Origin of the sequence: Curtobacterium sp. MCPF17_046 (genome assembly GCF_003224295.1) — a bacterium.
Classification (GTDB): Bacteria; Actinomycetota; Actinomycetes; order Actinomycetales; family Microbacteriaceae; genus Curtobacterium.
In genome coordinates, this window is sequence record NZ_QKLB01000023.1 from 18,034 (window position 1) to 42,923 (window position 24,890).

A 24,890-nucleotide genomic window follows, 5' to 3' on the forward strand; every position below is an offset into this window, starting at 1 on the left:
CCTGGTGCCCCCGGGCGTCAGCAGTCGGACTCGTCCGTCGGGTAGGCCGTGATGACCCGCTCGGTCGTCGCGGACACGATCACCTTGACGAAGCCGTCCGGGCTCGGCGCGCTGCCGTCGTCGAACCGCACGGGCGCGGCGTAGCAGACCTTGCCGTCGCCGGCGTCGACCGGCAGGCCCTTCTGCGGGTTCGTCACCGCGGTCCGCACGGCGGTGAGCATGGCGTCGTCCCAGTCGCGCGCGTCGGTGTGCCCGCGGAGGACGTCCTGCCAGTCGGCGGTGTGCCGCACCATGATGTGTTCGTACCCCTGCGCAGCGTCCCCGCACTGCAGGACGACGGTGCCGAGGGCGGCGGTGTCGTACGACGCGACCTCCGCACGGGTGTCGGTGCCGCAGCGGTCGAGCACCGCGGCGCCCGGCAGATCGGGTCCCCTCCGGGCGATGACCGCCACGCCGCCCGCGTCGCCCTCGCCGCCCTGCGTCGACTGCGGCTCGTCGGCGGTCGTGGACGCGGTCGCCGACGGTGCGGCGGAGAGGACGGCGTCGTCACCCTCCCGCGCGTTCGTCAGGGCGAAGCCGCCGACCACGAGGACGGCGGCGACCGCCGCGGCGATGCCGGTCAGCGTGGAACGCGGGCGCTTCTGGGCCATCGGGCCAGTATGCCGGAGGGGTGCGGGCCTCCCGGTCGGACCGGCGGGGCTGCTGCATCGCGGCGCGGTCGTCACGGTCGTCACGGTCGTCACGGTCGTCGGGACGCCGCGCGACCCCGCCCGACCCGGGCGACGCCGACGTGGCGAGCGGCGCCGGACCGGGGGCGGCGTCTCGCGGCGGTCAGGCGCGCGCGGCCAGCCGTCCGCCCGCGACGATCGCGAGCACGGAGACGAGCACCACGTACCCGATGAGGACCGGCAGGGTGGGCAGGACGAGCAGTGCGGCGCCGACCGCGACGACCGGGATCGTGAGCCCGGCGTAGGCGATGAGGAACGTCGCGGCGAGGACGCCGCCGCGCTCCTCGGGGCCGACGAGGGCTCCGGCGCTGCCGATCGAGGCGCGGAACAGCAGACCCACACCGGCACCGGCGACGACCCCGCCACCGATGAACCCGGCGACCTGCAGCACCACCGCCGAGACCGCGAGGACCGCGAGACCGCCGACGAGCAGGCCGACACCGAGGCGGATCTGCCTGCGCTGCGGGAGCGCGGCGAACACGATCTGCGACAGGGCACTCGCGGCGAAGACCCCGAAGGTCGTGGCGCCGGCGGCCAACCGGTCGGTGACGTGGAACGTCGTCCCGAGGAACGTCGGCGCGACGGAGGTGAACAGCCCCTGCACCGCGAGGGCGGCGAAGGCCCCGGTGCCGGCGGCCCAGAACGCGGCGCTCTGGCCCTCCGGAGCCTGCAGGCGCTGCGGGTGGTACGGCACGGGCTCGGCCGGACGGTCGACGGTCTCCGGGACGGCCAGCACGACGACGAACGCGACCGCCAGGGCGACGACGAACACGACGTAGGGCACCATGAGCGGCTGACCGACGAACTCCGCGAGGGCACCACCGACGAGGGCGCCCAGCGACAGGCCGCCGAGGTTGACGACGCCCGCGGCGACGCTGGCGCCCTTCGCCGAGGACTCGTCGCCGGTGGCCCGCACCTTGAGCTCCCCGAGGTGTGCGGTCGCCGTCGCGGTCAACGTGCCGACACCCAGTCCGGTGACGAGTCGCGCCACGATCAGACCGGTGACGTCGTTCCAGAGGAGGAACAGCACCGCGGCGACGAGCTCCAGCGCCACGGACACGAGGATGAGCGGACGACGCCCGTGCACGTCGCTGAGGTGTCCGGCGAGCCAGAGGGAGCCGACGACGCCCAGACCGTACGCGGCGAAGACGACGGTCGTCGTGAACGTCGGGAAGCCGTCGCGCGCCTGGTAGATGACGTAGAGCGGCGCGGGGACGGTCGCGAAGGCCATCACCGAGGTGAACGCGAAGGCGACGGCCCAGAAGCCGAAGCCGTGCCGACGGCGGGTGTGCGCACGCCGACCACGGGGAGCCGGAGCGGTGGCCTGGGCGCCGGTCGCCGGCGTTTCGATGACGGTTGACATGCCCCGATCGTCCCGCCGGTTGACCATCGGGTCAAACGCAGCTCCTTGATGGCCGGCATCGATCTCGTCGATGATGTCCGGATGGAGACCCGCTTGCTCGAACAGTTCGTCACGGTCGCGGCCGAGGGCAGTGTCACCCGTGCCGCCGAGCGCCTGTGGGCGGCGCAGTCGACGGTGTCCGCGGGGATCGCGAGCCTGGAACGGTCGCTCGGGACCCGCCTGTTCGAGCGTGGCGGCCGGCGGCTCGTCCTCACCCCGACCGGAGCGGACCTCCTGCCCCACGCCCGGGCCGTGCTGGAGTCGCTCGACCGGATGCGTGACCTCGCCGCGGCGTCGGACGCGGAGCTGCGCGGTCGGGTGCGCCTCGGCATCTTCACGAGCATGGACGTCGTCGACCTGACCGGCGTCCTGCGCGACTTCCGGCGGCAGCACCCGCTCGTCGCCGTCGAACTGATGACCTCGCCGAGCGGGACGACCGGGCTCGTGCAGGACCTCGTGGCCGGGCGCCTCGACCTCGCGTACACGGGGCTGCCGAACACGCCGTCCGGGGTCGTGGTGGAGCCGCTCCGGGAGATGCCCTTCCGGGTGTTCCTCGCCGCCGACCACCCGCTGGCGGACCGGCGCTCGGTGTCCCTCGCCGACCTGGCCGACGAGACCTTCGTGGACACCGCGCACGGGTTCGGCAACCGCATGATCCTGGACGCGGTGCTCGAGCGGCTCGGCATCCGACGTCGGGTTGTCGCCGAGATGAACGACATGCCCGCGGTGGTCCGGTTCGCCTCGGCCGGGATCGGTGTCGGGGTCGTCCCGGACTCCGGCGTCCGCTTCGACGGCGCGGTGCTCGACCTCGAGGACGTGGTCGAGCCGCTGCGGATCGGGCTCGCCATGCGGGCGGACCCGGAGCCGAACCGGGCGACACAGGCACTGGCGCGGGCGATCGTGGCGGCCCGACGCTGAGCCGCGCGCGCAGCCGGAGCCCCGCGGATGGTCGGCCCAGCCCCCGTCGGGTCAGCCGCCGCCGGGTCAGCCGCTGTGTCAGCCGCCTCCGGGGTCAGCCCCGTCACGTCAGCCGCGGTCGGGTCAGCCCGGCGGTGAACCGCCGCCGGGTCAGCCGCGGAGCAGGGGCGCGACGGCCTCGACCGACCGCCGGGCCGCCCCCGTGGTCGACAGCACGCCGACCAGGACGATGACGGCGCCGATGCCCACGACGATCCACCACATCGGATGGGTCGCGACCGCGAACGCGGGGCCGACCGTCGCGACCGCACTCGCCCCCGTGACGGTCCCGGCGAGCGCGACGCCGAGGGACACCCCGGTCTGCCGACTGGTCGACGCGACGGCCGCCGCCGACCCGGACTGCGCGCGGGGCATGCCGGAGACCGCGGTGTTCGTGATGGGCGCGTTCACCATGCCGAACCCGAAGCCGAACAGCACGAAGGCGACCACGAGGACCCACATCGGCGTCGAGACCTGCACGGTGGTCAGGACCGCACCGGCCGCCCCGATCCCCAGACCCGCGAGGACGAGCGGCACCCGCGTCCCGACCGTGCCGATGAGCCGCCCGGAGACCGGCGACACGACCATCGTCGCGAGGGCCGACGGCAGCGTCCACAGCCCCGCTTCGAAGGGGGTCAGGCCGCGCACCTCCTGCAGGTACAGAGCGCTGAGGAACAGGAACGCCCCGTTCGCCCCGAACGCCACGAGCGCGGTGCCCACGGCGGACGAGAACGGGACGCTCCGGAAGAAGCGGAGGTCGATGAGCGGCTCGGCGGTCCGACCTTCGACGACCACCAGGGCGACCAACGCGGCCGCGGCGAGGACGAACAGACCCAGCGTGCCTGCGGACGCCCAGCCCAGGCGGGGGCCCTCGATCAGCCCGCCGACCAGGCTCGCGAGCAGCACGATCACGATGCCCTGCCCGAGCGGGTCGAACCGCCGGGGCTTCGGCGACCGCGACTCCGGGACGAACAGGAACGTGAGGACGATGGCGGCGATGCCGATCGGCACGTTGATCCAGAAGATCGCGCGCCATCCGACGGTGTCGGTCAGCGCTCCGCCGACCAGGGGGCCCAGCCCCATCGACACCCCGACGACCGCGCCCCAGACGCCGACCGCGCGGGCACGTTCCTTCGCGTCGTCGAACGTCGCCGTGATGATGCTCATCGCGACCGGGTTCATCATCGAGCCGCCGACGGCCTGCACCATGCGGAAGACGACGAGCCACTCGACGCTCGGAGCGAGCGAGCAGAGCAACGACCCGACGGTGAAGAGCGCGAGACCGACCTGGAACGTCGTCCGACGGCCGATGCGGTCGGCGGTCGATCCCGACAGCAGGAGCAGGCTCGCGAGGACGAGCGTGTAGGCGTCGATGGTCCACTGCAGGCCGGCGATGGGGCTGTGGAGTTCGCGTCCGATCGACGGGAGGGCGACGTTCACCACGGTGGCGTCCATCGAGACGATGAACAGGCTCATGCAGCAGACCGCGAGGATGAGGGTGCGGTGCCGGTACCGGCTCGGCAGTGCGGGGTCACCCTGCTCGGGGCGGCGCCGGCCGCGGGCCGTGCGTCCCGCCGCTGCTTCAGTGGAAGCCGTCGTCGTCTCCTCGTCCGGGGGTGTTGTGTCCGCCGAGCATGTCGTTGTCGTCCTGGTCGGACGTCGACGTCAGCTGGAGCATCGCCATCACGACGACCACGACGACGAAGCCGACGCCGAAGAAGACGAGCGCGAGCGTGGGCTCCCGTGTCGACATCAGCACGACGAGGCCGACGACCACCGCGATGACCGCGGAGATGCCGAGGAGTTCGACCGGGCGCAGGCGGTCACGACGGCTGGGGGTGGTCATACGTGTGGTGCTCCGTCCGGGGTGGCCGCCGGAGCAGCCGTCCCCCACTTGTGCGAGAGGCCGGCGATCAGGTGGAAGACCGCCGCGATGGCGAGGTAGGCGCCGAGCAGGCCGACGAGGACGATCGAGGCGTCGAGGGTGCCGGTGACGCGTTCGACCCCACCGAGCTGCTGTGAGTAGTCGGGCGGGGTCACGAGGAAGGCGACCGCGAGCAGCAGCGTGAGACCGCCGACGGTCATCCAGTCACGGGCGAACGGTGACCGCCCGCGAGCGCGGAGCCCCTGCGACAGCTCGAGTGCGCCGGTCAGCACGGCGGAGCACACGACGACGGTGATCAGCGCGGGGAGACCGAGACCGCTGCACGCGATCGCCGCGAGGCCGGCGACGATGGACAGGGCGGCCTGCGCCGTCCCGGATCGCCGCGAGCGGTCGTCCCCGGGCAGCCGCGAGGCGCTCCCCCAGGCGAGGACGGCCCCGTCGACGAGGGCGAAGACGCCGAACAGCACGAGGCCGAAGCCGGCCGAGTGGTTCGGGGAGAACGTGATCACCATCGCGATCACGGCTGCCGGGACTGCCCGGAGGACCGGGACCGGCCAGTACCGTGCTCGCTGCGCGGCGTCGTCCACGGAGTGGGACACGGGACCTCTCTCGGGCTGTCGGTTCGTACGCTCGATCCTACCGCCGCGTCCGTGGGCACCTGCCCGACCGTCGACCCCGGCGGTCGGACGGGGCGGACCACGATCCGCCCCGTCCGTGGCACTAGCGCTCTTCCGGTGCCTCCGCTGCGTCCTCGGGACGGCGTCGACGGACGAGCCACACGGTCGCACCGGTGCCGGTCAGCACGATCCCGGCCAGGCCCACCAGGCCGAGTCCCTGCGTTCCCGTGTAGGCGAGGGCACCCGGCTGCCGCGGTGCCGTCGCTCCGGGAGCACCGCTCCCGTCACCGGTGCCCGCCCCGTGCTCGTCGACCGGTCCGTCCGGCCGTCCGGCAGGTCCCGGCGTCGGGTCCGGGTGACCGGCGTCGCCCGGTCCACCCGTGCCGCCCGGCCCGTCGGGGTCCCCCGGGCCGTCGGGACCGTCCGGCCCGTCGGGACCACCCGGGCCGTCCGGCTCGATCACCTCGATCGGCACCTCGGGCGACTCCTCGCCGCCGTCGGGGTCGGTCGGCGAGGTCGCCGTCGCGACGTTCACCACGTCGGAGCCGTCACCCGTGTAGCCGGCGTCCAGTCGGGCGCGGAACCGGAAGGCGTGATCCTGCCCGGGCGCGACGTCCCCGCCGCCGGTGCACGTCACACGCTGGCCGTCGGCCGTGCACGCGTCGTCCGACCCGACGAACGCCAGCTGCTCCGGCAGGTCGTCGACCGCGCCCACGTCGTGAGCGGTGGAGGGGCCGCCGTTCCGTGCGGTGACCGTGTACTCGAGCTCGTCCCCGGGCTCGACGGGACGGTCCGGCGCGACGCTCTTGTCCGTCGTCATCTGGGCGATCGTCGTCGCCGGTGCCGAGGCCTGTGACACGTTGTCGGCGGGTCGCGCGTCGAACAGCCCCGGGGCGATCGCCACGGTGGCCTCGCTGTCGATCTGCCCGGTCGTGCCCGGGTCGAGCTGCCCGGACACCGTGAAGGTCGCGGCCGCTCCACGCCGCAGACCGAGGGTCGTCGCGACGTCGCCGGTGCCCGAGGCGTCGGCACAGCTGGAGGGCGCGGGGACGCTGCACGTCCAGGTCACGTCGTGGAGCTCGTCCGGTACGTCGACGGCGACCGCGCTCGGGTCGGAGTCGTTCGCCCCGACGTTCGAGGCGGTGACCGTGTACGCGACCCGGTCGCCGGCGACGACGGGCGGCATGTCGTGCTCGATCCGGAGGTCGGCCGGCTGCGTCACCCGCAGCGCATCGATCTCGTGCACGCTCCGGAAGGACCCGGTGGCCGCCGTGAACCCGAGCCGGAGGGTCGGTGGGAGCGGAGCCTGGCCCGGCCCCTGCAGTTGGACGTGGTCGAGGACGGTGCGCATCCCGCCGTCCGCGGAGGCGAGTCGGACGGTCAGGGTCAGCCCGCCGTCCTCGGGCAGCAGCAGCACGCGGACCTTCCGTGGTGTGGCGGTACCGGTCGCGACGCCGCCCGGGACCTGCGCGTGCTGGACGAACCGGTACCCCGTCGTCCCGTTCCCGGACCCCCGGATGGTCACGGTGTCCGGCGTCCGACCGGGCCCGCTCTCGTTGAAGGGCAGCGAGAAGTTGCCGTACTGGTCGAGGGCGACCCCCGCGAACGCCCCGGGGAGTCCGGGGAGGGTGCACTCGCGCGCTCCCTGGTTCGTCGCCGACCGGCACGAGTACCCGAGCGCCGCGCCGTACGCGCCGACCCCGGGTGCGACCGCCCCGTCCGAAAGGGACAGCAGCAGACCGTCGGCCCCCTGCTCGTACGGGGTGTACATGGCGTAGTCGAACTCGATGTCGAGCCCCAGGCTCGACGGGAAGGAGTCGTCCATCGCCCAGGCGCCGGCAGCGTCGACGTCGGCATCGGTCAGGCGGAGGCGCCCGTCGACGATGTCGGCGTCGCCGCTCAGGGTGCCCCCGTCAGCCGTGCTGAAGCCGGTCGACCAGGGGAACGGCAGGTCGTCCGCCGCTGCACCGCCGCCGACGCCGAGCGGCACCGTGCTGCCGACCGCGACGGCGACCGCGGTCCCGGCGAGCCACCGCCGGAGTCCGCGTCGTGCGCGCGACGGACGGGGCGAGCGCCGCCGCCGGGGCGGTCGGCTGCGGACGGCGGTGGGCGTCGGAGGCGGGCCGGAGCAGGTCGTGTCATGTGTCATGTCACGATCTTCGCGAGCCGGCTCCCCGCGCCTCCGGTCGGGGCACCGCCCTGTGGATCGATGCCGCTCCCCTCACAGGTGTGGAGGGGAGCCCGACCGCTACGCCACCCAGACCGTCGTGCCGCCGGGTAGTCCGTCGTCGCCCAGCGGGCCCGAGGTGACCACGACGGCGCCCTGGGGCATCGGGACCGGCTCCGTCCCGAAGTTCGTGTAGGACCGCCAGCCGTCGTGCCGGGCGAAGGCGACGACCTCCGGCGAGTCGGTCTCGAGCCACTCGAGCGCCTCACCCTGCTGCAGCCGGCGACGGGCGGACAGAGCCTCACGGTAGAACGACAGCGTCGACCCGGGCACCCGGTCCTCGGCCTCGACGCTGCTCGCGCCGAAGTCGCTCGGCTGCGGCAGGTGCGGAGCGGCGTCACCGAAGCCGAACGAGGGCCCGGACTTCGTCCACGGGATCGGCACCCGGCAGCCGTCGCGGCCCTTCACGGTGTGCCCGGTGCGGATCCACTTCGGGTCCTGCAGCTGATCGTGCGGGATGGCGGGCGCCTCGTGCAGCCCGAGCTCCTCGCCCTGGTAGACGTAGGACGAGCCGGGCAGCGCGAGCACGAGGAGCGTCGCCGCCCGGGCCCGACGGAGGCCGGCGGCGCGGTCGAGGGGCGGCGTCTCGCCGTCGGACATGAGCCAGGCGTCCGTGTCGGCGTCGTCGGGCAGCCCGTAGCGCGTGGCGTGGCGCACGACGTCGTGGTTCGAGAGCACCCACGTGCTCGAGCCACCGGAGGTCTCCGCGGCGTCGAGGTTCTGCTCGATGAGTGACCGGAACACGGCCGCCTCGAACGGCGCCTCGAGGAGGTCGAAGTTGAAGGCCTGACCGAGTTCGGTCGGTCGGGCGTAGAGGACACGGCGGGGGGCCGGGGACCACGCCTCGGCGATTGCGGCGCGCGGCGGGGCGTACTCGTCGAGCACCTTCCGCCACTCGGTGAAGATCGCGTGGACCTCGTCGCGGTCGTACAGCGGGTCGGAGCCGTCGAGGGGCAGGGCTTCACCGTTCGACGGCCGGTACGGCTCCGACAGGTCCTTCGCGAGCCCGTGCGCGACGTCCACGCGGAACCCGTCGACCCCGCGGTCGGACCAGAACCGGAGGGTGTCCTCGAAGTCCTGCCGCACCTCGGGGTTCGTCCAGTCCAGGTCGGGCTGCTCGGGAGCGAAGAGGTGCAGGTACCACTGGCCGTCCGGCACCCGCGTCCACGCGCTGCCGCCGAAGTTCGACACCCAGTCGCTCGGCGGCTGGTCGCCGTCCGGGCCGGAGCCGTCCCGGAACACGTACCGGGCCCGTTCGGCGGACCCGGGGTCGGCCGCGAGCGCCGCCCGGAACCACGCGTGCTGGTCCGAGGTGTGGTTCGGCACGAGGTCGACGATGACGCGCAGGTCGTGCTCGTGCGCGGTGGAGATCAGCTCGTCGATCCCGTCGAGCGTCCCGAGCTTCGGGTCGACATCCCGGTAGTCGGCGACGTCGTAGCCGCCGTCGGCGAGCGGTGACGGGTAGAAGGGCGACAGCCAGACGGCATCGACACCGAGCTCGGCGAGGTACGGCACCCGGCTCGTCACACCCGCGATGTCGCCGATGCCGTCCGCGTCCGAGTCGGCGAAGCTCCGCGGGTACACCTGGTAGACGACGGCCTGCCGCCACCAGTTCGGATCGGTGGTGCGGGGCGTGTCACTCGGCGTCTTCTTCACGAGGCCGACAGTACCGACGGCCCCTCCGCACGGCTCGGGCGGGCGGACACGCCGGAGGTCACCGCGGGGAATCCCGCGCTGGACGGATCGGTTGTCGCTGCAACCACCACGACCAGAAGGAACGCCATGACCCAGATCGTCGCCCTCGTCGGCAGCCTCCGCGCCGGCTCCACCAACCGCCAGCTCACCGAGGCTGCCGTCCAGCACGCACCGGAGGGCATCGAGCTCACGGTCTTCGACGGCATCGTCGACCTGCCCTTCTACAACGAGGACCTCGACGGCGACACCCCGCCCGCCGCGGCCGTCGCCTTCCGCCAGGCGGTCGCCGACGCCGACGGCCTGCTCCTCGTGACCCCGGAGTACAACGGGACGATGCCGGCGGTGCTGAAGAACGCCCTCGACTGGGCGTCGCGTCCGTTCGGCTCCTCGCCCATCTCCGGCAAGCCGGTCGCCGTCATCGGTTCCGCGTTCGGCCAGTACGGCGGGGTCTGGGCCCACGACGAGGCCCGCAAGGCCGCGGGCATCGCCGGCGCGAAGGTCCTGGAGGACGTCAAGGTCGCGATCCCGCAGTCGGTCGTCCGCTTCGCCGAAACCCACCCACGTGAGGACGAGGAGGTCGTCGGTCTCGTCCGCGGCGCCCTGACCGCGCTCGCCGACGCGGCCGGCGAGCCGGTCGCGGCGTAGCCCGTCCGGTCGGAACGCGACCGGGGACGGACGGGAGGCGCGGTGCGAGCGAGCACCGGGCCTCCCGTCCGTCTGCTGGACGTCCGCCGCATCGCTAGACAGCCTCGCTACCAGACGGATTATCCTTTCGGGATGACCACGCAGGAGATCACGGAGGCGTCCGGCTACTGGTTCCCGGACGACGACGCGACCCAGCGCGGTGTCGCCGTGTTGAACGCCCTCCGTCGCTACCGCGCCGCCGAGACCGCCATGCGTCGCCGCACGCGTGACTCGATGGGCATGGGCGAGACCGACCTGCTGGCCATCCGTCACCTGCTGCAGGCGCAGCGCTCCGGGCACGCCGTCAGCCCGAAGGACCTCTCCGCGTACCTGAAGATCTCGTCGGCGTCGACGACGATCCTGGTCGACCGACTCGTCAAGAGCGGGCACGTCCGGCGCGAGCCGCACCCGACCGACCGCCGCGGCCTCATCATCGTGCCGACGGTGGAGACCGACGCCGAGGTGCGCGCCACGCTCGGTGTCATGCACCGGCGCATGATGGGCATCGCCGAGGGACTCAGCGCGCAGGACGCCCGCGTCGTCGCGGTGTTCCTCGAGCAGATGCGCACCGCGGTCGACCAGGTCGACCCGCCCGTCGTCGCGCACTGACGTCCACCGGCGCCTCGACCGTGCCGTGACGCGCCCCGCCGCGCCCCGCCGCGCCGCGGGGGACGCCACCTCGACACCCACTGGGAACACGGGGGGAGCGAGCGGGTAGACCGGGATCGTCAACACCGCGAAGAAGGAGTCGTCACATGCACGCGTCGGACACGCTCGCCGCCAACCTCCAGAAGGTCCTCGTCGACCTGATCGACCTGCACCTGCAGGGCAAGCAGGCCCACTGGAACATCCTCGGCACCAACTTCCGCGACCTCCACCTGCAGCTCGACGAGATCGTCGAGGCCGCCCGTGAGTTCGCCGACGACATGGCGGAGCGCATGCGTGCGCTCTACGCCGTGCCGGACGGCCGTTCCGCGACCGTCGCGGCCGGTACCCACCTCGACCCGTTCCCGGACGGCGAGGTCCTCACGCACGACGCGATCGACCTGATCACGCTGCGCCTCTACCAGACCACCGCCACGATGCGTGACGTGCACGACGAGGTCGACGAGGAGGACCCGACGACCGCCGACCTGCTGCACGGCTTCATCGAGCGCCTCGAGCAGCTCGCGTGGATGGTCAGCGCCGAGAACCGCGCCCCCCGGACGCCGCTGGCGAGTGCGACGACCCCCGCGGTGGCCGAAGCCTCCGAGCACGAGTAAGCCCGGGCCGGACGTGGACCTCGGGATCCAGGGCAAGACCGCACTCGTCTTCGGTGGTGACTCCGGCATCGGCTGGAACACGGCGCGCATCCTCCTGGCGGAGGGTGCGACCGTCGTCGTGACCGACATCGACCAGAGCCGCCTCGACACAAGCGCGGACCAGCTCGAGGCGCCGCACGGCAAGCTGCACGCGTTCGCGGCGGACGTCCGCAGCGCCGACAGCCTGGCCGCGCTGCATGCGGAGGTGCGGGACGCCGTCGGCGAGATCGACATCCTCGTGCAGTCCTCGGGCGTCACGGGAGCACAGGGCATGTTCCACGAGATCGACGAGGCCGGCTGGCAGGAGACGCTGGACATCGACCTGATGGGGCCGGTCCGCATCACCCGCGAGTTCATCAGCGACCTGCGGAACGGCGGCTGGGGCCGGATCGTCTACCTGGTGTCCGAGGACGCCAGGCAGCCGTACGACGACGAACTGCCCTACTGTGCCGCCAAGGCGGGGGTGCTCTCGTTCGCGAAGGGCCTCTCGCGCTCCTACGCGCAGGAGGGGCTGCTCGTGAACACGGTCTCCCCCGCGTTCATCCACACCCCGATGACCGACGCCATGATGGACAAGCGGTCGAAGCAGCTCGGCACCTCGTTCGACGAGGCGATCTCGAGCTTCCTCGACGAAGAGCGTCCGTACATGGAACTGAAGCGCCGAGGTGAGCCGGAGGAGGTCGCCAACGTCGTGGCGTTCCTGTGCTCGGAGCTCGCCAGCTTCGTCAACGGGGCGGACTACCGCGTCGACTCCGGCTCGGTCGCGACCATCTGACGGAGGACCCGTGACGCACCACCGACACCTCATCATCGGCGGCGGGATGGTCGCCGACTCGGCTGCCCGCGGCATCCGCGAGCTCGACCCCGACGGCACGATCGGGATCATCAGCGAGGACGTCGACCGCCCGTACGCCCGTCCGGCCCTGTCCAAGAAGCTCTGGACGGATCCGGACTTCAGCTGGGACGACGGGGTCGACCTGCACACCGAGGAGACCGGCGCCGAGTTCGTGCTCGGCACCAGGGTCGAGTCGATCGACCGCGCGGCGAAGACCGTGACGACCGCCGACGGGCAGACGATCGGCTACGACCGGCTACTCCTGGCCACCGGCGGTGGTCCGCGGGACCTGCCCGGTCTCCGGCCGTCCGACCGGGTGCTCAGCTACCGCAGCGCCGCCGACTACCGGACACTCCGACGGCACGCCGACGCGGGTGCCTCCGTGGTGGTCGTCGGCGGCAGCTACATCGGGACCGAGATCGCCGCGGGCCTGGTGCAGAACGGTGCCCGTGTCACGCTCGTCACCCCCGACGACGTGCTCGGTGGTCACATGTTCCCGGCGGCACTGGCGGCCGTCTTCCAGCAGCGCTTCGTCGATGCCGGGGTGGAGGTCCGCACGGGCAGTCGGGTCACGTCGGGCGAGGAGACGGCCGACGGCGTCGTCCTGACCCTCGACGACGGCTCGACGGTGACCGCCGACGTCGCCGTCGCCGGCCTGGGCATCGATCCTGCCACGCAGCTCGCCGAGGACGCCGGCCTCGCCGTCGACGACGGCGTGCGCGTGTCCGCGACGCTCAGCACGGACGACCCCGCGGTGTACGCCGCCGGCGACGTCGCGTCCTACCCGGACCGGCTGCTCGGCACCCGCCGCGTCGAACACGTCGACAACGCGCAGCAGCAGGGTCGGCAGGCCGGTCGCAACCTGGCCGGAGCGGACGAGCCGTACGAGCACACCCCGATGTTCTACTCCACCGTCTTCGACGTCCGGTACGAGGCCGTCGGCGTCGTGTCCTCCTCGCTCCGCACCGTCGAGGACTGGGCCGAACCACACGAGCGGGGCGTCGTCTACCACCTGGACGACGACGACCTGGTCGTCGGCGCGCTGCTCTGGAACGTGCCCGGCAAGACCGACGACGCCCGCAAGGTGCTGGCCGAGGCGCATGCGCTGACACCGGACATGCTGCCCGGCACCATCACCGCCGACTGACCCGCGCGGCGCCACGCCCCGGCGGGGAGGCCCGGAGCCGGTCCTGCGGGACGGGTTCCGGGCCTCCTGGGCGGACGGGGTCAGAACGGGCGGCGGTCGCCGCCGCGCTCCGGGGCGACCGTCTCGACGACTGTCTCCCGTTCCTCCGGGTCGACCGGGACGCCGTCGCGGTCGGCCATCGCGACCGCGTGCGCGGACTTGGCTGCCTCCAGCCGCTCGTCGTCGCCCTTCGCCATCCCGACGAGTTCCATGAAGCGCGACTTCACGACGAGCCAGCGGTCGGTGAAGCCGAGGCGGTCGAGGTCGGACGCGGTGGAGTCATCTCGGACGCGCTGCAGCGAGGAGACCCCGCGGTCCGGGAGCCGACCGTCGACGTGCGCGACGGCGAGGCGTGCGACGGCGTCCGCCTGGGCGTGCATCACCGAGTGCGCGCCCCCGACCACCTCGCGGAGGACCGCGTACGGCAGGGCACGCGCGAGCCGCCGCACCCAGGAGCGCGGCACGAGTGCGTCGTGTTCGCCGCGGACGACCAGGGTCCGGGCCTGGACGTCGGCGGCACGCTCCTCGATCGGGTAGGCGATCATCTCGGGCAGGACCTTGCGGAACCAGTGCCACCCGCAGAGCGCGTACGCGGTGACCGCGTGCCACCGCACGGCGGACGGCTCGTGCACGGAGGACCGGAGGAACCGCAGCGCGGCTCGCCGCACCGACCGCGCCGCCGGGTCGAGGACCGGGCTGATGAGCACCACGTCGGAGACGTCCGGGCGCCGGGCGGCGACCTCGGTGACGACCTGCGTGCCCATCGAGTGCCCGACCAGCACCGGGTCGTGCAGGCGGAGCTCGTCGATGACCGCCTCGACCGCGTCGGCGTAGCGCTCGATCGACACGGCACCGCGGAAGCGCGGGACCCCGGCGAACCCGGGCAGGTCCAGCGCGTGCACCGGGCCGTACTCGTTGAGGTGCGGCGCGAGCCGTTCGTAGTACGTCGACGCGATGCCGAGGCCGGCCACCAGGACGAAGGCCCGTTCCCCGGGTTCCCCGATCGAGCTGACGCGGACGTACGTGCCGTCGACGGCGATGCGGTCGACGCGCACCTCGACGTCGGCGTCCTCGGCGTGGGCGAGCTTCCCGGCCGGGTCCGGTGCCCCCGGTGGCACGGGGGTCCCCTGGTGCTGCTCGTCGTTCACTGACGCTCCTCGCGGTCGCTGGCGGTCGCCCAGGCTACCGCGAGCACCCCGCCGGGCGGCCCGACGCGCTGGAGCGCACCGGTCGCCGGGCGGTGCCCGGCGACCGGCCGCTCAGCCGGCGAAGGGGAACGCCGGGCGGCCGTGCACCCGTGTCGGCACGGCGAAGACGGACCCGGAGTGCGGCGCCTCTGCGAGCTGCTCGTCGGTCAGGTTCTCGCGTGCCGTACCCACCAGCAGCAGGGACATGTCCGTCCCGCCGAAGGCGACCGAGGTCACGTTCGGTGCCGGGATCTCGACCGTCTCCAGGTGCGTGCCGTCGGGGCCGTACCGCTCCACGCGGGACTCGCCGTAGATCGCGCCCCAGAAGCAGCCCTCGTCGTCACGGACCAGACCGTCGTGCGCCGCGCCGGCGATGAACGGCTCGAGGTCGCCGAGCTCTCCGTCCGGGCCGTACGCACCGCGGTAGACCGTGTCGGTGTCGGTGTCGGTGACGTACATCTCGGAGCCGTCGTCGTTCCACTCCATGCCGTTCGTGGTGCCGAAGCCGTCGCGGAGGACCCGGACCGTGCCGTCCGGCGAGAACGCGTACAGCACCCCGGCCGGCGGCCCGTCCGTCGGGTCCATGCTCCCGACCAGGAAGCGTCCGAACGGGTCGCACTTGCCCTCGTTGAAGCGCATCTCGTCGTTCGCGTGCTGCACGCCGGCGAGTTCGCGCTCGACGTGACCGTCCTGGTCCGTCAGCACCACGGTGTCGTCCTTCGCGGCGACGAACCCACCTGCGGCGCGGGGCTGGAACGACGGCAGCGGCGGGTCGAGCGTCACCGTGTGCAGCACGCGGCCCTCGGCGTCCGCGGTCGTCAGCGTGCCCTGCGGGATGTCCACCCAGCGGGCCACCTGCTGCCCGGGGTCCCACACGATGCTCTCGGCGAGGGTCGCCTGCACGTCGGAGAACACGCGGGCCGGGCCGGTGGTGGCGCTCGTCGTCATGCCGTCCGGTCTACCGGTCGCTCGGTGCCCGGCCGCTCAGACCGCAGTGCGTCCGTCCCGATCGCGCGCGACCGGGACGGACGGCGGTACGGTCACCGCTCGGTGCAGGTCACTGCTCGGTGTGGGTCACTGCTCGGTGTGGGTCACTGCTCGGTGCGGATCGGTGCAGGTCACTGCTCGGGCGCGGTCCGGCGCAGGACGAGGAAGCGCGACCCGTAGGCGTCGATGCGCAGCGGGAAGCTGCACAGGTCGTCGACGGTGCCGAGCTCGCTGTGGTCCGTCGCGTCGACGACCGTCGCGCCGTGCGGGAGCGACTCCGACCGGATGGTGCCGTCGAGCGCCGTGTCGGTCATGTTGAGCACGGTGATCTGCACGATCGGCTCGCCCTGCTCGTCCGTCGACTCGAGTTCGTGGACCATGACGAGCATCCCGCGGTGCGCCACCTCGGGCACGTCCACCTGGCGGGCCGAGGCGATGCCGTACTCGGTCCGGACCCGCAGGAGTTCCCCGAGCCGGGACGCGAACGAGTCCGGCCGCTCGAGCTGCTCCGGAAGCGGACCGTACAGGGACCGGGCCAGCGGCATGCCGGACGCGGACCGCTCGGTGTCCGGGGCGACGCCGAGCAGGTCGTGCGCGCCGCGCTCGATCCACCGCGTGTCCCCCTCGGCGATCAGGTCGGTGACGAGTTCCTTCGGGAGGGTCAGCGACCCGAGCAGGTCCCACCCCGACATCGCGAAGACGCCCGGCTGCCAGGCGTTGAACGCCGCCAGCAGCAGGTGGGCGTCACGGATCTGCGGGACGTGCTCGTCGGTGATCGCGTCGAGCGTGGTGTGCCCCTGGGTCGCCGCGATGAGCGACGCCGTGGTGCAGGCGATGCCGTTCGTGGTGAACACGAGGTTGTAGTCGGCGGCGTCGCCCGTGAGCGCGTCCGTCAGGTCGGCCCGGATCCGCTCGGCGAGCGCGCCGCCGGTCGTGTCCTCGCCGTGGAACGTGTACACGTCGTCCTTGTGCAGCGTCGCCCAGTGCACGAGCTCGTACGTGAGCTCGTCGTGGTTCTGCATGCCGTGCACCAGACTGACCGGTTCCACGCCGAGTTCGAGCGAGGTGCGGAGCGTCAGGCGGAGGAACTCGGTGTCCCCGGTCGCGAGGGCGTGGTGGTACGCCGGACGGTTGATGAAGTCGTACGACAGGTCGGCGCCGACGGCCCCGGTGTCGCGGATGTCCTCGACCGTCAGGTTGAGCTCCTGGAACGTGAAGCCACCGACCTTGCGGACCATGCCCGCGATGACGTGGTTCGCCGCGTGCGACAGCGGGTGGCCCTCCGACCAGCCGGGGGCACCCTCCGCGCTCTTCTCGACGCCGAGGAACCCGTTCGCGTCGAGACGGAGCGCGCTCGTGCCGAGGTCGCCCAGGGAGTGCAGGGCGTCGCCGATGACCAGACGCATGCCCGCGAAGGTGGGGTCGAGCCAGTTGACCGACGGCTGTCCCTCCTTGAAGTAGTGCAGGTACACCCAGCGGCGGGTGACGCCGTCGACGCCGACGACCGGCGCGGTGACGCTCCAGTTCGTCTCCTTGACGCCGGGCTGGTGGAAGATCACGCGCTGCAGCTCGCCGATGATGTAGCCGCGCTCGGCGAGGGCGGACTCGGTGGCGGAGTCGAGGTTCACCGAGTCGCGGTGCTCCGGCACGGTCGGGAGCAGGTGCCACTCCTCCGGCGGGATCTCGACCATGTGGTAGATCCCCGGGTAGTCCTTGAACGCCATCTCGGCCAGACGGAAGTCCGCGCCCTTGCCGGTGTGTCCCGGGACGATGTCGTCGATGATGCTGCCGCCGTGCTCCTCGGCGACGTCCGTCATCCGCTGGAACGTCTCCTCGTCCCCGAAGGTGGGGTCGATCTGCGTCCCGATCCGGTCGAAGTGGCCGTCGACGCTCGGGGTCTCCTGCCACCCGCGGATGCCACCGGCGCGCTTCACCGGTCCGGTGTGCACGCCGTTGATGCCGATGCGCTCGAACGCGGTCCAGAGCTCGGGGTCGGCGAGCGCCGTCAGGAACGACTCCCCCGGACGCGTGATGAGCGAGATCGGGTACGCGGTGAACCAGACGTCCGACGTCGACACGGCGCGCCGGGCGTCCGGACGGGCGTACGGGTTGCGCCACATGCTCGGCGACCCCGACAGCTGGCGGCTCAGGACGTCCGCGTCCTTGAGCATCGACTGGCGCACCAGCCACTCGATGTAGGCCGGGTTCTCGCCGTTGGCCGCACGCGGGTCCGAGAACCGCCGCTGCAGGCTGCCGCCGCGCAGGTTGGCGCGCGGCCGCAGTCGCCGGGGTCGGGCCGGGTACAGCTGCTCGTCGTAGGTGATCTCGGGGGCCGCCGGGGTCGTGTCCTCGTCGGTCACGTCCTCGTCGGTCACGTCCTCGTCGGTCGTGCCCTCGGCTGCCGTGCCCTGGTCGTCCGGAGTCCGGTCGACCGGGAACCGCGTACCGGTGATGTGCTCGTCGGCGACCTGCTCGTCGATCCGGGGTGCCTCGTCGTCCATGTCCACGTCTCCCACGCTAGTCATGCCTACCCGACGACGGTCGCCGGTTCGGCGGGTCAGCCGGCGCGGTCCGGCTCCGGGGCCGCACGGACGTCCCCGCTGTGTCGGCCCGCGGTGTGCCCGCCACCCGGAAGCGCACCGCCCGTGTCCGGTCCGCCGGTGTGCGTCCCGCCGGTGCGCACGATCGGGACGGCGTCGCTGGTGCCGGTCCGCAGGGACTCCTGCCGGAGCTCCAGTTGCGTCACCGCGAGCGCCGCGAGGTCCCGCAGGTTCGCCATGTCGGCCTCGTCGGCGGTGCGGGGACGCGAGTCGAGCACCGCGAGCGTGCCGACCGTCGCGCCGTCGTGTCGGACGAGCGGCACGCTGACGTAGAACCGGATGCCGAGCGGGCCGGTGACGAGCGGGCTGTTCCGCATCTCCGGGTGGGTCGACCCGTCGGGGATCACCACGGGCACCGGCACCGGGGCGAACCCGTTGCGGAACGTGATGCTCCGCGCGGACTTGTCGACGCCGTCGGCCACGTACGACTGCGACCACTCCCGGTCCTCGTCGAGCACCTCGATGAGTGCGATGGGCGCGTCGAAGAGCCGCGCCGCCATCGCGGTCGTGCGCTGCAGGGCCTCCTCGGGCAGGACGTCGAGCGTCGTCGGACGCCCGTCGCCCTCGCCGGAGACCGAGCCGGACGCGGACACCGAGCCGGACGCGGGTGCCGCACCCGCCTCGGGACGACCGGGAGCGGAGTCCGCCGCGGCCACGTCCGCCGGTTCGTCGCTCGCGGTGTCGGTGAGCACGACGTGTCGGAGCAACGCGACGAGCTCGCCGCCGACCGGTCGGGCCGCCGGGTCCTGCGCCGTCATCGCCGCGAGCGCCTGCTTCCAGTGCTCGGGCAGCGGCTCCGGCACGATCGGGTCACGCGAGAGCCGTGCGAGCGCGGACTCGACGAGCGAGCCGGGGAACTCCCGCCGTCGGGTGAAGCACTGCAACAGCACCAGTCCGAGCGAGTACACGTCGCTGGCCGGACCGACGTCCGCGCCCCGGGCCTGCTCCGGACTCAGGTAGGCCGCCGTGCCCGTCGTGACGCCGTCCGCGGTGAGCCGCTCGACGCCGGCCGCGAGCGCGATCCCGAAGTCGGTGAGCCGTGCCCGTGCCCGGTCGGACCCGTTGCCGTAGTCGACGAGCAGGATGTTCGACGGCTTGATGTCACGGTGCACGACGCCCTGCGCGTGGATGTAGTCGAGCGCCTCGGCCATGTCGTAGCCGATCTCGGCGATGTGCCGCGAGGCGAGCGGCCCGAGGGACAGCCGCTCCTCGAGGTCCTGGCCGTGCACGAGCGCCATCACGATGAACCGCTGCAGCGACCCGTTCTGGTCCTCCACGACGCCTGCGTCGAGGAGGCTGACGAGGTTGTGGTGGTCGAGGGACGCCAGGACGCCCTGCTCGGCCTCCTGCCGCGCGATGTCGACGATGCCCGGGTGGAAGAGCTTCACGGCGACCGGTCGGTCCAGGCTCTCGTCCCACGCGCGGTGCACGATCGACATGCCACCCCGACCGATCACCTGCTCCAGGCGGTACCGGCCTGCCAGGAGCGGGGCGGCCTCCTGGTGTCCCTCCGTCGGAACCATGCTTCCTCGTCTTCGATGTGGGCGAGCCGCGACCGGTGGTCACGGGCACAGGCGACGCGCGACGTGTCACCGCGATGCATCATCGCATCGCCCGGGTCGCGGTGTCCGCGACCATCCCGTGCGCGCGGTCAGATCCGCGCGTAGCGGGCACGGAAGAAGCTGTAGACGCCGAACGCGGCGAACCCGAGCCCGACCACGACGAGGACGACGGACCCGCCCGGCATCGACCGCAGCGCGTCGAACGCCCCGTCGAGCCCGCTCGCCTGCTCCGGGTCGCTGCGGAACGCGGCCACCGCGACGAGCACGCCGACGATGACGACCGCGACCCCCTTGGCGACGTACCCGAGGGTCGCGAGCACGGCCACCGGTCGACGGACGGACTGCGGCTGGGGCCGGAGGTGCTTCTTCCAGGACCCCCGCACCCCGATCACGACGAGTCCCACCCCGATGGCGATCGCGACCGCGGCGACGACGAGCAGGAGCACGACACCGCCCGGCGTCGCGAGCGCGGTCGCGGCGGCGCTCGTCGTCGACCCGGACGAGCTCTTCCCGGCGCCGACCGCGTAGCTGGCGGACGAGTACGTGATGACGCCGTAGACCACGGCCTTGCCGACGTTCTTCCCCCGGTTCACCCAGGCACGCGCGTCGTCCGTGCGACCGCCGACCACGGCCTCGACCAGGAGTCGGATGGTCAGCGCCGCGGTGCCGACGGCGACGAGCCAGAGGAGCACGACACCACCCGGGACCGAGGCCAGCTGCGCCAGGGCACCGGACTGGTCGGTGTCGCCGGACTCCGATCCCTGCGCACCGCTGCCGGCCGAGGCGTTCCCGACACCGAGCAGCACCGCGAGGTACCCGATGAGCAGGTGCACGACACCGCTGCCGACGAACCCGGCACGGGCCGTCGTCTCGAACCACCTGCTGTCGGCGGCGCGGCGCGCCTGTCGTCCGGTCTCACGGGCGGCGTCCTGGGCTGCGTCGGTCACCCCACGAGTCTGCCCGCCCGGACGGGGGCTGTCCGGACCGACGGGCGTCGCGCCGATCCGGACGGGAGGCCCGTGGCGGGCCCGCCACGGGCCTCCCGTCCGTCGCCGCCCGGTCAGTCCCCCTCGACGTCGACGATCTGCCGCCGCGTGTGCCGGACCGTGACGAGGTCGGCGGCGTCCGCCATCACCTGGAGCCCCCACCACCGGCCGCCCGGGGTACGTGGGGTGCGCGGGGCACGCTGAGCCGCGGCGGGCACGATGGGACCATGCCGGAACGGACACGAGACACACCCGACGCCACCGACAACGAGGAGCGCACCGACGGCTACGTGCCGCTGCGGTCCTACGGCGCCATCGGTGACGGCCGGACCGTGGCCCTCATCGCCCGCGACGGCCGGATCGACTGGCTCCCGATCCCGTCGATGGACTCGCCGCCGGTGTTCGCGAGCATCGTCGACGCCGAACACGGCGGGCACATCGCCCTCCGTCCGGTGGACGACGACGCCGAAGCCTCCCGTCAGTACCTGCCCGGGACGAACGTCCTCGTCACGACCTGGACGACCTCCGAGGGGAAGGCGACCGTGACCGACGCGATGGTGACCGGTGTCGCCGGTCGTCTGCCCTGGGCCGAGATCGGCCGTTGCGTGGAGGGCGTCGAGGGGTCGGTCGAGATGGAGTGGGCGGTTGTACCCGGGACACTGCTCGACACGGCCGAGCCGGAGCGTCTGGACACCGGCAACGGAACCGTGATCGGCATCGACGGCGTCACGATCGCGATCGTCGAGCAGGGCTTCGAACCGGTGCACGACGACGGTCCGCGCTTCTCCGGTCGCTTCCACACGAGCGAGGGATCGAAGTCGATCCTGACGGTCGTCGGCACGCACGACGAACCGATCTTCCTGCCGGACCCGGAGCGCAGCCTCGAGGGCGTGGACCGCACGATCGCGAACTGGTCGGCGTGGTCGGAGGAGTTCGACTACGACGGCCCGTGGGCTGAAGCGGTCCAGCGGAGCGCTCTCACGCTGAAGCTGCTCATCTTCGCGCCGACGGGCGCGATCGCGGCCGCGCCGACCACGAGCCTCCCCGAGGACCGCACCGGCGGGAAGAACTGGGACTACCGCTTCGCCTGGGTCCGCGACCTCGCGTACACGGTGCACGCGCTCACCCGGTTCGGGCTGCGCGAGGAGACACACGCCGCCGTGTCGTGGGTGATGCGCACCATCGCCGAGCACGACGAGACCATGCCGATCTTCTACGGCCTGGACGGCTCGAAGACCGACGAGGTCGAGGAGCGCACCGTCCCGGGGTGGAACGGCATCGGGCCGGTCACGGTGGGCAACCGCGCGGGCGACCAGCTGCAGCTCGGCGTGTGGGGCGACGTCTTCGCGATCATGCAGCAGTACGTGCGCGCCGGCAACGTCCTCGACCGGAAGACCGCATCGGTGCTGCAGGACCTGGCCGACGACGCGTGTCATCGCTGGGTCGAACCGGACTCGGGCATGTGGGAGCTCGAGGACGCGCAGCACTACGTGACGAGCAAGATCGGCTGCTGGCAGGCCCTCGACGCGGCCGTCGAGCTGCACGACGCCGGGATGATCGACGGCCCGCGTGGGAAGTGGATCGAGAACCGCGAGCTCATCGAGCAGTGGGTGTCCGAGAAGGGGTGGGACGAGGAGCGCGGACACTACGTGATGTACCCGGGCAGCCACGCCCTCGACACCTCGATCCTGCTGCACGCCATGAGCGGGTTCGACCGGGGGCCTCGCATGGAGTCGACGATCCGGGCGATCGAGGAGCAGCTGCAGCGCGGTCCGCTCGTCTACCGCTACTCGGGGATCGAGGACGAGGAGTCACCCTTCGTCGCGTGCTCGTTCTGGCTCGCGGCCGCGATGGCCTGCGTCGGCCGCACCGACGACGCGCGGGCGCTGATGGACGAGATGGTCGACCAGGCGAACGACGTCGGACTGTTCAGCGAGATGCTCAGCGAGGGCGGGGCGTTCATGGGCAACATCCCGCAGGGGCTGTCCCACCTGGCGCTCATCCAGGCGGCGCTGACGATCGAGGAGGTCGCGGCCGACCACTGACCGCGACCGGCCGGCGCTCACCCGAGCGTGATCGCGACGAGCCCGCCGATGCCGAGCAGGTAGAGCACGACGACGAGGAACGAGTCGACGCCCATCCCGATGACCCGACGCTGCGGCCGGAACACGAGTCCGACGGCGTAGACGAGCGTCAGCAGTGCCGCGAGCGCCGTCAGGTACACGTCGCTCGCGTTCGCCTGCGGCAGCACCGCCTTGCCGGAGAGCACGGTGGCCACCAGGAAGAGGACGGGCAGGAACGCGTTCCCGCCGAAGATGTCCGAGACCGCCAGGTTGTCGTCGCCCTGTCTGACCGCCTGGAGGCCCGTGGAGATCTCCGGCAGGCTCGTCGCCAGGGCGAGGACGGTGGCGCCGAACAGCACACCGGAGAGCCCGATCTGGCCGGACGCCGCGTCACCGGCCCGCTCGAGCACGACACCGGCGACGAGGGTCGCGAGCGCCGAGACGGTGAAGACGACGGCGGCCTTCCGGGTGCTCATCGGCGGGGTGTCCGGCTTGCGGGTCCGGTGTCCGGACGCGTGCGGGCTCGCGTCCGGGGCGTGCCCGCTCTCGTGCCACGGGAGTCCCTTGCCGGCGCGCTGCACGAGGAACAGCCCGGCGATCCAGATGAGGGCGATGAGCACGACGTCCGGGGTGAGCCGCGCGACGACCAGGTCCGGCGGCAGCTGACTCCCGGCGATGACGACGGCGAGGACCGCCACGACGACGATCGCTTCGAGCACCAGGGTCAGCGAGGCCGCCCGGTACGTGATCGGCTCGACGCCCTTCCCGCGCTTGCCGAAGGCGTCGAGCACGGCGATGACGACCGTCTGGATAGCGATGCCACCGAGGATGTTGCCGGCGGCCACCTCGATCGACCCGGAGAGCCCGGCGCTGACGGTGATGGCGATCTCGGGCAGGTTCGTCGCGACGGCCAGGACGATGAGTCCGCCGAGCGCGCTGCCGAGGTGCAGCCGGGCGTCGAGCACGTCGGTGGTCTTCGACAGTTGGATGCCGGCGACCCAGATGACGGCCGCACCAGCGACGAAGACCAGACAGAGCAACCAGAGGGGCAGGGATTCCACCTCTGCGACCCTGGACCGCCGCGTCCGTCTTGTCCGAGTCCTGCGTCCATCGGCTCCTCGTCCTGTCCGTGGACGGCGGCTGAGGGTGACAGTCGGTGGTGGGGCGCATCATGGTCCGACGATGAACGACGTCGACGCCCGGATGGACCGCCTGCGGAAGGCCGCGCGGTACCGCTACCAGCAGCTCGTGGACGCCGAGGTCGAGCGGGGCTCGCTCGACCCGGATGAGGTCCGCGCCGAGCGCGAGGAACGTCGACTGCTCAAGGCCGCCGACGTCGCTGCGCACGCGCGTGCCCAGATCGCCGAGGCCGAACGGCGCGGGGTCTTCGAGGGGAACCCGTACCACGGCAAGCCGCTCCCCGGGCTCGGTGAGCAGCACGACCCGAACTGGTGGATCAAGGCGAAGATCGAGCGCGAGGACATCCGCGGGATCGCCCCGCCCGCCCTGGCCCTGCGCACCGAGGACGCCGAACTCGACGACCACCTCGACGCGCTGTCGGCCGAGTCCGACGTGCGGGACGTCCTGGTCGACTTCAACGCCCGGGTGAAGGAGGCCCGCCGTCAGCTGCTCGGCGGCCCGCCCGTGGTCACCCCGATGCGGGACGTCGAGGCAGAGGTCGTCGCGTGGAAGGACCGCCGGGAGGCCCGGTTCGCGGTCGCTGCGGCCGAGCGGGCGGCCGGTTCCCGGCCCACCCGCTGGTGGCGCCGGCGCGGCTGACCCCGGGCGTCTGGTTCCGGGGACGCGAGAACGCCGTCCCGCGGTGTGCGGGACGGCGTTCTGGTGGTGGTGCGTCAGATCGGGTGTTACTTGATCTGGGCGGTGATGGTGGCGGTGCCGACGAGCAGGCCCCGCTTGACGGCGTCGGTCTTGAAGGTCTGGTTCAGCAGGTCCGCGGCGTCCTGGGAGATGTGGACGGTGGTGCCGGT

General features: G+C 72.5%; 22 protein-coding genes. 8 read left to right on the forward strand and 14 right to left on the reverse strand.

The window, feature by feature from the left end; genetic code table 11:
• Positions 1-17: 17 nt before the first annotated feature.
• On the reverse strand, positions 18-650 hold the full coding sequence (locus DEJ32_RS15235) for a hypothetical protein (protein ID WP_110901895.1): 633 nt from the start codon (positions 648-650) through the stop codon (positions 18-20).
• 181 nt (positions 651-831) lie between these two features.
• On the reverse strand, positions 832-2,091 hold the full coding sequence (locus DEJ32_RS15240; protein ID WP_110823930.1) for an MFS transporter: 1,260 nt from the start codon (positions 2,089-2,091) through the stop codon (positions 832-834).
• Between the two features lie 81 nt (positions 2,092-2,172).
• On the opposite strand from DEJ32_RS15240, the gene DEJ32_RS15245 reads away from it, so the two are divergent.
• Positions 2,173-3,048 (forward strand): LysR family transcriptional regulator, encoded by an 876-nt coding sequence (locus DEJ32_RS15245; protein ID WP_181420708.1) that lies wholly within the window; start codon positions 2,173-2,175, stop codon positions 3,046-3,048.
• Between the two features lie 150 nt (positions 3,049-3,198).
• Here DEJ32_RS15245 and DEJ32_RS15250 read toward each other — a convergent pair whose 3' ends face one another.
• The 5 genes from DEJ32_RS15250 to DEJ32_RS15270 form a co-directional block, all read right to left on the reverse strand.
• A complete protein-coding gene (locus DEJ32_RS15250; protein WP_258369099.1) occupies positions 3,199-4,611 on the reverse strand; it encodes an MFS transporter in 1,413 nt (470 codons plus the stop codon).
• A gap of 58 nt (positions 4,612-4,669) precedes the next feature.
• Positions 4,670-4,933: a hypothetical protein gene (locus tag DEJ32_RS15255; RefSeq protein ID WP_110823101.1), complete on the reverse strand. Its 264-nt coding sequence runs from the start codon at positions 4,931-4,933 to the stop codon at positions 4,670-4,672.
• On the reverse strand, positions 4,930-5,571 hold the full coding sequence (locus DEJ32_RS15260; RefSeq protein WP_258369094.1) for a DUF308 domain-containing protein: 642 nt from the start codon (positions 5,569-5,571) through the stop codon (positions 4,930-4,932). The genes DEJ32_RS15255 and DEJ32_RS15260 overlap by 4 nt, the downstream gene beginning before the upstream one ends.
• A 121-nt stretch (positions 5,572-5,692) precedes the next feature.
• The gene (locus DEJ32_RS15265) at positions 5,693-7,738 is read right to left on the reverse strand and encodes a DUF11 domain-containing protein (protein WP_110901898.1); all 2,046 of its coding nucleotides are present in this window, start codon (positions 7,736-7,738) and stop codon (positions 5,693-5,695) included.
• A gap of 99 nt (positions 7,739-7,837) precedes the next feature.
• Positions 7,838-9,472: a glycoside hydrolase family 13 protein gene (locus DEJ32_RS15270; protein ID WP_110901899.1), complete on the reverse strand. Its 1,635-nt coding sequence runs from the start codon at positions 9,470-9,472 to the stop codon at positions 7,838-7,840.
• A 126-nt stretch (positions 9,473-9,598) separates the two neighbouring features.
• On the opposite strand from DEJ32_RS15270, the gene DEJ32_RS15275 reads away from it, so the two are divergent.
• From DEJ32_RS15275 to DEJ32_RS15295, 5 genes are all read left to right on the forward strand, one after another.
• The gene (locus DEJ32_RS15275; RefSeq protein WP_110891423.1) at positions 9,599-10,156 is read left to right on the forward strand and encodes an NADPH-dependent FMN reductase; all 558 of its coding nucleotides are present in this window, start codon (positions 9,599-9,601) and stop codon (positions 10,154-10,156) included.
• Between the two features lie 132 nt (positions 10,157-10,288).
• Positions 10,289-10,804, forward strand: coding sequence for a MarR family winged helix-turn-helix transcriptional regulator (locus tag DEJ32_RS15280; RefSeq protein WP_110901900.1), 516 nt, complete (start codon positions 10,289-10,291; stop codon positions 10,802-10,804).
• A 146-nt stretch (positions 10,805-10,950) separates the two neighbouring features.
• The gene (locus DEJ32_RS15285; protein ID WP_110823091.1) at positions 10,951-11,457 is read left to right on the forward strand and encodes a Dps family protein; all 507 of its coding nucleotides are present in this window, start codon (positions 10,951-10,953) and stop codon (positions 11,455-11,457) included.
• A 13-nt stretch (positions 11,458-11,470) separates the two neighbouring features.
• Positions 11,471-12,271, forward strand: a complete 801-nt coding sequence (locus DEJ32_RS15290; RefSeq protein WP_110901901.1) for an SDR family NAD(P)-dependent oxidoreductase — start codon at positions 11,471-11,473, stop codon at positions 12,269-12,271.
• Between the two features lie 10 nt (positions 12,272-12,281).
• Positions 12,282-13,478, forward strand: a complete 1,197-nt coding sequence (locus DEJ32_RS15295; RefSeq protein ID WP_110901902.1) for an NAD(P)/FAD-dependent oxidoreductase — start codon at positions 12,282-12,284, stop codon at positions 13,476-13,478.
• Between the two features lie 80 nt (positions 13,479-13,558).
• Here DEJ32_RS15295 and DEJ32_RS15300 read toward each other — a convergent pair whose 3' ends face one another.
• From DEJ32_RS15300 to DEJ32_RS16360, 6 genes are all read right to left on the reverse strand, one after another.
• Positions 13,559-14,665: an alpha/beta fold hydrolase gene (locus DEJ32_RS15300; protein WP_258369096.1), complete on the reverse strand. Its 1,107-nt coding sequence runs from the start codon at positions 14,663-14,665 to the stop codon at positions 13,559-13,561.
• A 111-nt stretch (positions 14,666-14,776) separates the two neighbouring features.
• The gene (locus DEJ32_RS15305) at positions 14,777-15,652 is read right to left on the reverse strand and encodes an SMP-30/gluconolactonase/LRE family protein (RefSeq protein ID WP_110823082.1); all 876 of its coding nucleotides are present in this window, start codon (positions 15,650-15,652) and stop codon (positions 14,777-14,779) included.
• A gap of 170 nt (positions 15,653-15,822) precedes the next feature.
• Entirely contained in the window at positions 15,823-18,066 is a 2,244-nt protein-coding gene (gene treS, locus DEJ32_RS15310; protein ID WP_375342329.1) for a maltose alpha-D-glucosyltransferase, read from the reverse strand.
• Between the two features lie 182 nt (positions 18,067-18,248).
• Positions 18,249-19,814 carry a GAF domain-containing serine/threonine-protein kinase gene (locus tag DEJ32_RS15315; protein ID WP_110901903.1) on the reverse strand — a complete coding sequence of 522 codons (1,566 nt, stop codon included), beginning with the start codon at positions 19,812-19,814 and terminating at the stop codon, positions 18,249-18,251.
• Between the two features lie 128 nt (positions 19,815-19,942).
• Positions 19,943-20,800, reverse strand: a complete 858-nt coding sequence (locus DEJ32_RS15320; protein WP_110891428.1) for a DUF1206 domain-containing protein — start codon at positions 20,798-20,800, stop codon at positions 19,943-19,945.
• 113 nt (positions 20,801-20,913) lie between these two features.
• On the reverse strand, positions 20,914-21,057 hold the full coding sequence (locus DEJ32_RS16360) for a hypothetical protein (RefSeq protein ID WP_181420486.1): 144 nt from the start codon (positions 21,055-21,057) through the stop codon (positions 20,914-20,916).
• 9 nt (positions 21,058-21,066) lie between these two features.
• Here DEJ32_RS16360 and DEJ32_RS15325 point away from each other — a divergent pair, with 9 nt between their 5' ends.
• Positions 21,067-22,884, forward strand: a complete 1,818-nt coding sequence (locus DEJ32_RS15325) for a glycoside hydrolase family 15 protein (protein ID WP_110901905.1) — start codon at positions 21,067-21,069, stop codon at positions 22,882-22,884.
• A 17-nt stretch (positions 22,885-22,901) separates the two neighbouring features.
• Here DEJ32_RS15325 and DEJ32_RS15330 read toward each other — a convergent pair whose 3' ends face one another.
• Positions 22,902-23,963 carry a sodium:calcium antiporter gene (locus DEJ32_RS15330; RefSeq protein ID WP_110901906.1) on the reverse strand — a complete coding sequence of 354 codons (1,062 nt, stop codon included), beginning with the start codon at positions 23,961-23,963 and terminating at the stop codon, positions 22,902-22,904.
• Positions 23,964-24,084: 121 nt separating this feature from the next.
• Here DEJ32_RS15330 and DEJ32_RS15335 point away from each other — a divergent pair, with 121 nt between their 5' ends.
• Positions 24,085-24,681 (forward strand): DUF1992 domain-containing protein, encoded by a 597-nt coding sequence (locus DEJ32_RS15335; protein WP_110901907.1) that lies wholly within the window; start codon positions 24,085-24,087, stop codon positions 24,679-24,681.
• Positions 24,682-24,890: the final 209 nt, after the last annotated feature.